An 8776-nucleotide genomic window follows, 5' to 3' on the forward strand; every position below is an offset into this window, starting at 1 on the left:
GTGCCGGGCCGCCCGTCCTGTCCGGTCGCGCTCAGCCGCTCATCCGGCGCGGTTGCGCCGCCGGGCCAGCTCGTCGGCCGGGTTGTTGCCGATGAGGGTCTCACCGGTGTCGACCCGCTCGCCGTGGAGCTGGGAAAGCGCCGCGTCCACATCCCGCCAGACGACTCCCACCGCGATCCCGAAGACGCCCTGCCCGCCCTGGAGGAGGCTGACGACCTCGTCGGGCGAGGAGCACTCGTAGACCGTCGCCCCGTCGCTCATCAGCGTCATGCGCTCAAGATCCTGGAAACCCCGGGCCCTCAGATGCTGGACCGTGGTGCGGATGTTCTGCAGAGCGACCCCGGTGTCCAGGAACCGCTTGACGATCTTGAGGAGGACCACGTCCCGGAAACTGTAGAGACGCTGGGTCCCCGACCCGTAGGCCGGTCGCACACTCGGCTCCACCAGCCCCGTACGCGCCCAGTAGTCCAGCTGGCGGTAGGTGATCCCCGCCGCCGCGCACGCAGTCGGTCCGCGATAGCCGATATCGCTCGCCGCTGCCACGCCGTCCGCCGCCACCGCGGCCGGCGCAGCCGGCTGCCTGATGGCGTGGTCGGCTCCACTGCCGTGCTGCGGATACGGCCCGCCCGCAGCCGTACCGTCGCCGCTGCTTCTCACGCCGACCTCCGTCCTTGACCTGCCCACTCGAAGGTAGGCAGTCACTGGGGGTGCGTCAACGATCGCCACACTCGGCACGCCGAGTGATAATCACCCTGAGGGTGGTTTCCCGTGTCTCGTTTCCGGGAAAGGCTTGTCGGATGCGCTGACGACACCCCTGCGGGACGGTCACTGACTGTTGGTACCGAAGTCCTCCGGTGAGATCTGGTCGAGGAATTCGCGGAACTTCTCCACCTCGTCCTCCTGCTCGTCGGGGATCGCGATGCCCGCATCGTCCAGCACGCCGTCACTGCCGTAGATCGGCGTTCCGGTCCGCAGGGCGAGCGCTATGGCGTCGGAGGGCCGGGCGCTCACCTCCACCCCGCTGGCGAAGACGAGCTCCGCGTAGAAGACCCCTTCGCGGAGGTCCGTGATCCGGACCTCGGTGAGCTCCTGGCCCACGGCCTCGAGCACATCCTTGAACAGGTCATGGGTCAGCGGCCTGGCCGGAGCCATGCCCTGCTGGGCGAAGGCAATGGCGGTCGCCTCCCCGGGACCGATCCAAATGGGGAGGTACCGGTCGCCTCCCACTTCACGCAGGAGAACGATCGGTTGGTTGGAGGGCATTTCCACCCGGACACCGACAACGTCGAGCTCGTTCACACAGCAACCCTAGGACGTGCTCGCCATGTTTGGGTAGTCGGGCTCCGCCATGCTCAGTGCAGACGGCTGCGCAGAGCACTCTGCACGAGCGCCGCGTGCAGCCGTACGGAGAGCTCGGCCAGCTCGTTCGCCGTGGTCTCGGCATGGGCCCTGGTCTGCGGATTGCGGTGCCGGCGCAACGGCGCGACCAGCTGTTCGACCAGTCCCGCCTCACGGTCGGCGGAGGCCCGCATGGCACGCAGGTGGCGCGGTTCCAGGCCGAACCGGCCCAGATCCGCCACCAGCTTGGCCACGGTCACCATCTCCGCGTCGTACCCGCCCTCGGGCGCCGGGACGATGAGCCCGTAGGACTCCCACTCGTCCAGCCGCTCCTCCTCGACCTGGGCCGCCGCGAGCAGCTCGGCCCGCCCGATCCTCGCGGCGGTCGCGGCTTCGGGGCCGGACTCCCACACCCCGTCGCCCAGGTCCCGCTGACCGCCCGGCGGGGGCAGCGCGGCCTGCTCGCCCCGGGACAGGGCGTCCAGGTGCTCCCGGATGACCTTGAGCGGCAGATAGTGGTCCCGCTGCATGCGAAGCACCTGCGCCAGCCGCTCCACGTCGCCCGGAGCGAACTTCCGGTACCCGGAGGGAGTCCGCTGGGGCTCGATGAGCCCCTCGGCCTCCAGAAAGCGGATCTTGGAGATGGTGACTTCGGGAAACTCTTCGCGCAGCCGGGTGAGCACCGTGCCGATGCTCACCCAGCGCGCGTCCGCGGTGGCGGCGCCGTCGCCGGCACCGCCTGTCGGTGTTCGCAGCATGGGCCTTCCTGGGGGGTTCCCCGGACGGAGTCCGGGGCGGGTCACACGCCCCGCGGGCTCGCATAGAAGACCAGGCGGTACTTTCCGATCTGGACTTCGTCGCCGTTGGACAGCAGGACCGAATCGATGCGCTCACGGTTGACATAGGTGCCGTTGAGGCTGCCGACATCACTCACGGTGAAGCTACCGTCCGGGCCCCTGCGGAACTCCACATGACGCCGCGACACGGTCACGTCATCGAGAAAGATGTCGCTCTGCGGGTGCCGGCCGGCCGTCGTCAGGTCGCTGTCCAGAAGGAAGCGACTGCCGGAATTCGGGCCGCGGCGCACGATCAGCAGCGCCGATCCTCCGGGCAGCGCGTCCACGGCGGCCTGAGCCTCCGGGGAGAGCGAGGGCACAGCACTCTGGCCCGTCGCCTCGGCCTCGTACGCCTCGAGTCCGGAGATGGAGATCGTCGACGTCGTCTCCGAGGCGCGCTCGGGAACGCCGCCCCGCAGCGGCGTACCGCAGTTGGAACAGAAACGGCTGGCCTCCGCATTGCGGTGACCGCACCTCGGACAGACCGGCATCGACGAACCCTCCGGGGTGAACCCTCCACCCGAACTCGAGGTTGATGGTCCGCCGAAACCTATGCGTCCGGCACCGGCAGGGTCAACAGACGACACGCCGGGCCCACCGGGGCCGCCACCGGACACCTCATCGCGGAAGAGCGGACGCTCCGCCTCCTGCTCCTCGCCCTGGCCGTGGCGCGGAGCACGGTGGCGGGCAGCACTGTTGCTGTCCTCGCGTGCGCTCTTCCCGAACAACTTCGCAAACAACTTCACGGGCGATTCCCCTTGACCGACATAGACCCGCCCGTGGGGCAGGACGAACCCTGAATGAACACACCTGCCGACCCGGACATCTTCACAACGTCCGTATCCACTCGACAGTTTCCACCACGCACCACCAATCCGGTGCGCCGACCCCCCGCAACCTCACGCCCTCGTCCACCGGCCCGCGGGCCCGGCGCACTCACGGGGACGACGACCGAGCGTAGTCAGGCCGCTTCGCCGCCCGCAAGGCGTCGACGACGATGTCGTCGGACCGCTCCACCACTGCTGTGGCCTGCTCCTTCTCCAGCGTCTGCACCACGCCGCCGGGAATGTTGAGGGCCGGCTCCAGGTCCTGCGGCTTCCCGATCACCTTGAACTCGTACGGTGCTTCGATCTTCTTGCCGTCCACCTGGATGTCACCGCCCTCCCCGGAGAAGTACGTATGGGCCACCACCCGGACGCCGTTGACCTCGATGGCCTCGGCGCCGGCGGCCCGCAGCTCCTGGATGGCGTCGAGCAGCATGTCGGCCCCGACCGCGCCCGCCGGGTCACTGATCGTCAGCGTGATGCCGGGGCCCTGCGCCGCCACCGTACCCGCGAGGATGCCCAGCTGCCGTTCCTTCTCCAGCGTCTGCTTCCGGGCCTCCTCGGCCTGGTCGGAGCTGTTCTCCAGTTCGGTGCGCTGGTCGTCCAGACGCTGCTTCTCGTCCTCCAGGCGCTGGGTCCGGTCGTCGACCTCGTCGAGAATCCGGACCAGGTCCTCCTGCCTCGCTCCCCGCAGCGCGCTGTCGTCGCTGGTGGACCGCACCTGGATGGCCAGCCCCAGGCCGAGGCCGAACAGCAGCACGGCGACGATGAGTTGGGCCCGGCTCAGCCGGGGCGGCCACAGGCCCGCCTTGAGCCTCTGCCGTCCGGAGACCTTCTCGGGCGCGGACGGCTGCTCGGGGGCGGCCAGAGCGGCTGACGCACCGTCTTCCGGCTGTTCGCTGCGGGAGTTGTCGTCGTTGTTCATCGGCCTCAAGCCCGGAAGACGTGTCGGCGGATCGCGGCGGCGTTGGAGAAGATCCGGATGCCGAGCACGACCACCACACCGGTGGAGAGCTGAGCGCCGACACCCAGTTTGTCGCCGAGGAACACGATCAGCGCGGCGACCACGACGTTGGAGAGGAACGACACCACGAAGACCTTGTCGACGAAGATGCCGTCGAGCATGGCCCGCAGACCTCCGAAGACCGCGTCGAGCGCGGCGACCACGGCGATCGGCAGATAGGGCTCGACCACCGCCGGCACCTCGGGCCGGACCAACAGTCCGACCACGACTCCCACGACGAGGCCCAGTACGGCGATCACGATGTGCCCTTCCCTGATTCTGCCGCACCACTGCCGGCGGCCTTCGGCTCTGCTGTACGGACGATCAGGCTCGGAGCGGCGGGAAGCCGCACGTTCGCCTGCTCAAAAAGGCTGGTGCGGATGTCGAAACTCTCCTTGAGCGCCTGGAGGTACTGACCGTCCGCGCTGTCGCGGAACGCGGCGGCGAGCCGCTTCCCGTCCCCCACCGCGAGCACCGTGTACGGCGGTACGAGCGGTCTGTTGTCGACCAGTATGGCGTCGCCCGCGGCCCGGATGGCCGACAGCGCCGTCAGCCTTTGCCCATTGATGGCGATGGCCTCGGCGCCCGACTCCCACAGGCCGTTGACGACCCGCTGCATGTCCCGGTCGCGCACCCGCCCGGTGTCGGCGAAGCTCGCCGACTCACGGGGCCCGCCGCCGCCCTGGTCGGTGTTCTTGGCGTCGTCCACGACGAGCTTCACCCCGGGCCCCTCGACCGGGGTCGCCCCGGACAGCAGGGCCACCAGCTCGCCCTGGTCCCCGCCGTGACGTTCGAGGGCCTTGCGCTGCCGCTCGCTCACGTCCGTACGGAGTTCGTCGACGTCCGACTCCAGCGTGTCGGCCGCCCGCGTCTCCGCGTTGATGCGGTCGATGAGCTCTTCCCGCTCCTTCGCCACGACCGGCGCCGACACCCTTGCCTCGGCCGCTCCGAGGGTGACCACCAGAGCGGCCACCACCAGACCGGCGGCAAGGCCGAGCTTCGACTTGAGGGTACGGGGCAGCCCCGCGCTCCCGTCTGCCTTGCGGCGCGCCGACGCCTCCGCGTACCCCTCGTCGAGGCTGTGGTCCATCACGTTGTTCAGCAGCGACATGGAGGCGTCGGGACGTGCGGGTGGCGGGGCGGTGCTCCGATCGGGGTGCTGCTGCGACATGCCGCACATCGTCGCACGTCACCACGGCTGCCGCCGAATGGCCCCATCGGTGCGCCGGGACCCCCTGGACAGGAGGTCCCGGCGCACCGGACTCACACCGTCAGTTGCCCGCGCTCTCCACAACGGCGGACCACTCGTCCAGCAGTGCCTGCGCCGAGGCGTCGTCCGGGCCTTCGGCCCACAGATGGGTGACGGCCTCCGCCCGGTCCGGCAGCACCATGATCCATCGTCCGTCCGCTTCGACCACCCGGACGCCGTCCGTGGTGTCGACGCTGCGGTCCCCTGCCGCTTCGACGACGCTGCGCATGACGAGGCCCTTGACCGCCCAGGGCGTCGCGAGGTCGCGGCGCAGGACGTGGGCCCGGGGGATGCGGGCGTCGATCTGGCTCAGGGTGAGCTGGGTGCGTGCGACCAGTCCGATGAGCCGGACGAACGCGGCGGTCCCGTCGAAGACGCTGCTGAATTCGGGAACGATGAACCCGCCGCGCCCGTCTCCCCCGAAGATGGTGGCTTCCTCGCGTCCCACCCGGGTCAGGTCGTCGGGCGAGGTGGTCGTCCATTCCACCTGGGTGCCGTGGTAGGCCGCCACCTGCTCGGCCACGCGCGTGGTCGTCACCGGCAGGGCGACCCGCCCGCTGCGGCGCTCGGCGGCGACGAGGTCGAGCAGGACCAGCAGGGCCCGGTCGTCCTCGATGATCCGGCCCAGCTCGTCGACGAGGGAGAGCCGCTCGCCCACCGGGTCGAACCGCACGCCGAAGGCGGCCCGCGCCGACGACACGATCTCCCCGAGCCGCACGAGCCCGGCGCGCCGGGTCTCCGCGGTCTCGGTGGGCCGCGACTCGTCGAGCCCGGGGTTGATCGTCAGCGCGTCGACCCCGAGCCGCCCGAGGAGGCTCGGCAGCACCAGGCCGGCGCTGCCGTTGGAGGCGTCGACGACGACCTTGAGCCCGGCGTCGGCGATGCCGGTGGTGTCGACGTTGCGCAGAAGGGAGCCGGTGTACGAGTCGAAGACGCTGGACGGGAAGTACAGGTCCCCGATCTCACCGGGGAAGGCCCTGCGGTACTCCTGGCGGGCGTAGACCCGGTCCAGCTTCCGCTGCTGCGCCTGCGAGAGGTCGGCGCCCCGCTCGTCGATGAACATGATGTCCACCGAGTCGGGCACCCCGGGCGACGTACGGATCATGATCCCGCCCGCACTGCCTCGCGCCGTCTGCTGACGGGCCACGGGCAGCGGCACGTTCTCCAGGTCCCGGACGTCGATCGCGCTCGCCTGCAGGGCCGAGATAACGGCCCGCTTGAGCGCACGGGCGCCTCGGGAGTGGTCACGGGCGGTGGTGACCGTCGACCCCTTCTTGAGGGTCGTGGCGTAGGCCCCTGCCAGCCGGACCGCCAGCTCCGGGGTGATCTCGACGTTCAGGATTCCGGAGACGCCGCGCGCCCCGAAGAGGTGCGCCTGTCCGCGGGACTCCCAGATCACGGAGGTGTTGACGAACGCGCCGGCCTCGATGGTCTTGAACGGGTACACCCGGACGTTGCCCTGGATGATCGACTCCTCGCCGACCAGGCATTCGTCACCGATGACCGCACCGTCCTCGATACGGGCCGCACGCATGATGTCGGTGTTCTTGCCGACCACGCAGCCCCGGAGGTTGCTGTGCTGCCCGATGTAGACGTTGTCGTGCACCACGGCCCGGTGAAGGAAGGCCCCCGTCTTGACGACGACGTTGGATCCGACCACCGTGTGCTCGCGGATCTCGACGTCCGCCTCGACCTTGGCGTAGTCGCCGATGTACAGCGGCCCGCGGAGCACGGCGTCCGGGTGGACCTCCGCGCCTTCGGCCACCCACACACCGGGCGAGATCTCGAAGCCGTCGAGCTCGACGTCGACCTTGCGCTCCAGGACGTCCGCCTGGGCCTTCACATAGCTCTCGTGCGTGCCGACGTCTTCCCAGTAGCCCTCGGCGATATAGCCGTAGATCGGCTTGCCTTCCTTCATCAGCTGCGGGAAGACGTCACCCGACCAGTCGACGGAGGTATCGGCCTGTACGTAGTCGAAGACCTCGGGCTCCATGACGTAGATGCCCGTGTTGACGGTGTCCGAGAAGACCTGGCCCCAGGTCGGCTTCTCCAGGAAGCGTTCGACCTGACCGTCCTCGTCCACGATGGTGATGCCGAATTCCAGCGGGTTGGGGACCCGGGTGAGGCAGACGGTGACCAGTCCGCCCTTTTCCTTGTGGAAGGCGATGAGGTCGGTGAGGTCGAAGTCGGTGAGCGCGTCACCGGAAATGACGAGGAACGTGTCGTCCTTCAACGCCTCCTCGGCGTTCTTCACACTCCCCGCAGTGCCGAGTGGCTTCTCCTCGTTGGCATAGGTGAGCTCCATCCCGAGCTCCTCGCCGTCGCCGAAATAGTTCTTGACGAGAGAGGCGAGGAACTGGACGGTCACTACTGTTTCATTGAGCCCATGCCTCTTGAGAAGCCGCAGTACATGCTCCATGATCGGCCGATTGGCCACGGGCAGGAGCGGCTTGGGCATGCTCGAGGTCATGGGGCGCAGGCGTGTGCCTTCGCCACCAGCCATCACGACGGCCTTCATGTCGGAAACGTCCTCCTCAAAGAGACGACGGTCAGCCGAGTTCGCCCGTCGGGGCATCATTCAAGACATCACACGGCGGGCCGGCGACACTGCACGGCACCGCGTCAACGAGCTCGTTCGGCTACTGCATCCGCCTTGACGAGCCGGCGGACCTGGACCACGTAGAGGATCCCTGCCCACCAATACAGAGTTGTACCCCATCCTGCGAACGCCCATCCGAAAATGGCGGCCACTGTGGCCAGCCAACCACTCCCGTCGCTGAGCAGCAACAAGGGGAAGGCGTACATGAGGTTGAAAGTTGCAGCTTTCCCCAGGAAGTTGACCTGCGGCGGCGGATAGCCGTGGTGGCGCAGGATCGCCACCATCACCAGCAGCATGAGCTCACGGGCCAGCAGGGCCGCGGTGAGCCAGAGTGGCAGGATCTCGCGCCAGGTGAGGCCGAGAAGGGTCGAGAGGATATAGAGGCGGTCGGCAGCCGGGTCCAGGAGTCGCCCGAGACTGCTGATCTGGTTCCACCGCCGGGCGAGCTTCCCGTCGAGGTAGTCGCTGATGCCGCTGAGCATCAGCACCAGCAGCGCCCAGCTGTCGCTGTTGGGCCCGCCGAACACGGGGCGAAGAATCAGCCACAGGAAGAGCGGGACGCCGACGAGGCGAGCCATGCTGAGGATGTTGGGGATGGTGAGGACCCGGTCCGTCTGGACCCGGGTCTCCTGGACCTCCATCCGGGGGCCTCCTGTGAAGAATGTGCCGATGATGCCCCCCGACCTTACCTTCAGCCTCTGCCGGCAGGCGCACAGGGGTGGGAGAAGAGCAGAAGGCACGGGGACCGAGCCAAGCAACTGCCGGGCCCGCTGAGCATGCGTCCGCTCCGTGAACGCAGGAAAGCCCCGCACCATACGGTGCGGGGCTTTCCCGGAAAAATTGTTCGGCGGCGTCCTACTCTCCCACAGGGTCCCCCCTGCAGTACCATCGGCGCTGAAAGGCTTAGCTTCCGGGTTCGGAATGTAA

9 protein-coding genes and 1 rRNA gene are annotated in these 8776 nt (G+C 68.7%); all 10 read right to left on the reverse strand.

Features of this window, described 5'->3' with window-relative positions:
- Positions 1 to 39: 39 nt before the first annotated feature.
- A complete protein-coding gene (locus ACLJPL_RS21325) occupies positions 40 to 657 on the reverse strand; it encodes a MerR family transcriptional regulator (protein ID WP_366822971.1) in 618 nt (205 codons plus the stop codon).
- A 168-nt stretch (positions 658 to 825) separates the two neighbouring features.
- Positions 826 to 1299 (reverse strand): bifunctional nuclease family protein, encoded by a 474-nt coding sequence (locus ACLJPL_RS21330; RefSeq protein WP_006123076.1) that lies wholly within the window; start codon positions 1297 to 1299, stop codon positions 826 to 828.
- Between the two features lie 53 nt (positions 1300 to 1352).
- The gene (locus tag ACLJPL_RS21335) at positions 1353 to 2096 is read right to left on the reverse strand and encodes a MerR family transcriptional regulator (protein WP_411082463.1); all 744 of its coding nucleotides are present in this window, start codon (positions 2094 to 2096) and stop codon (positions 1353 to 1355) included.
- 41 nt (positions 2097 to 2137) lie between these two features.
- Positions 2138 to 2920 carry an FHA domain-containing protein gene (locus tag ACLJPL_RS21340; protein ID WP_411082464.1) on the reverse strand — a complete coding sequence of 261 codons (783 nt, stop codon included), beginning with the start codon at positions 2918 to 2920 and terminating at the stop codon, positions 2138 to 2140.
- Positions 2921 to 3110: 190 nt separating this feature from the next.
- Positions 3111 to 3923 carry a DUF881 domain-containing protein gene (locus ACLJPL_RS21345; protein ID WP_411082465.1) on the reverse strand — a complete coding sequence of 271 codons (813 nt, stop codon included), beginning with the start codon at positions 3921 to 3923 and terminating at the stop codon, positions 3111 to 3113.
- Positions 3924 to 3928: 5 nt separating this feature from the next.
- Positions 3929 to 4261, reverse strand: a complete 333-nt coding sequence (locus ACLJPL_RS21350; protein ID WP_003970459.1) for a small basic family protein — start codon at positions 4259 to 4261, stop codon at positions 3929 to 3931.
- On the reverse strand, positions 4258 to 5172 hold the full coding sequence (locus ACLJPL_RS21355) for a DUF881 domain-containing protein (RefSeq protein WP_411082466.1): 915 nt from the start codon (positions 5170 to 5172) through the stop codon (positions 4258 to 4260). The genes ACLJPL_RS21350 and ACLJPL_RS21355 overlap by 4 nt, the downstream gene beginning before the upstream one ends.
- Before the next feature lie 100 nt (positions 5173 to 5272).
- Positions 5273 to 7768 (reverse strand): sugar phosphate nucleotidyltransferase, encoded by a 2496-nt coding sequence (locus tag ACLJPL_RS21360; RefSeq protein ID WP_411082467.1) that lies wholly within the window; start codon positions 7766 to 7768, stop codon positions 5273 to 5275.
- A 104-nt stretch (positions 7769 to 7872) separates the two neighbouring features.
- Positions 7873 to 8490: a CDP-alcohol phosphatidyltransferase family protein gene (locus tag ACLJPL_RS21365; RefSeq protein WP_411082468.1), complete on the reverse strand. Its 618-nt coding sequence runs from the start codon at positions 8488 to 8490 to the stop codon at positions 7873 to 7875.
- A 201-nt stretch (positions 8491 to 8691) separates the two neighbouring features.
- Positions 8692 to 8776 (reverse strand): 5S ribosomal RNA (gene rrf, locus ACLJPL_RS21370); the annotation flags it as partial.

The organism is Streptomyces sp. cmx-18-6, assembly GCF_046548915.1.
In the GTDB taxonomy this organism is placed as follows: domain Bacteria; phylum Actinomycetota; class Actinomycetes; order Streptomycetales; family Streptomycetaceae; genus Streptomyces.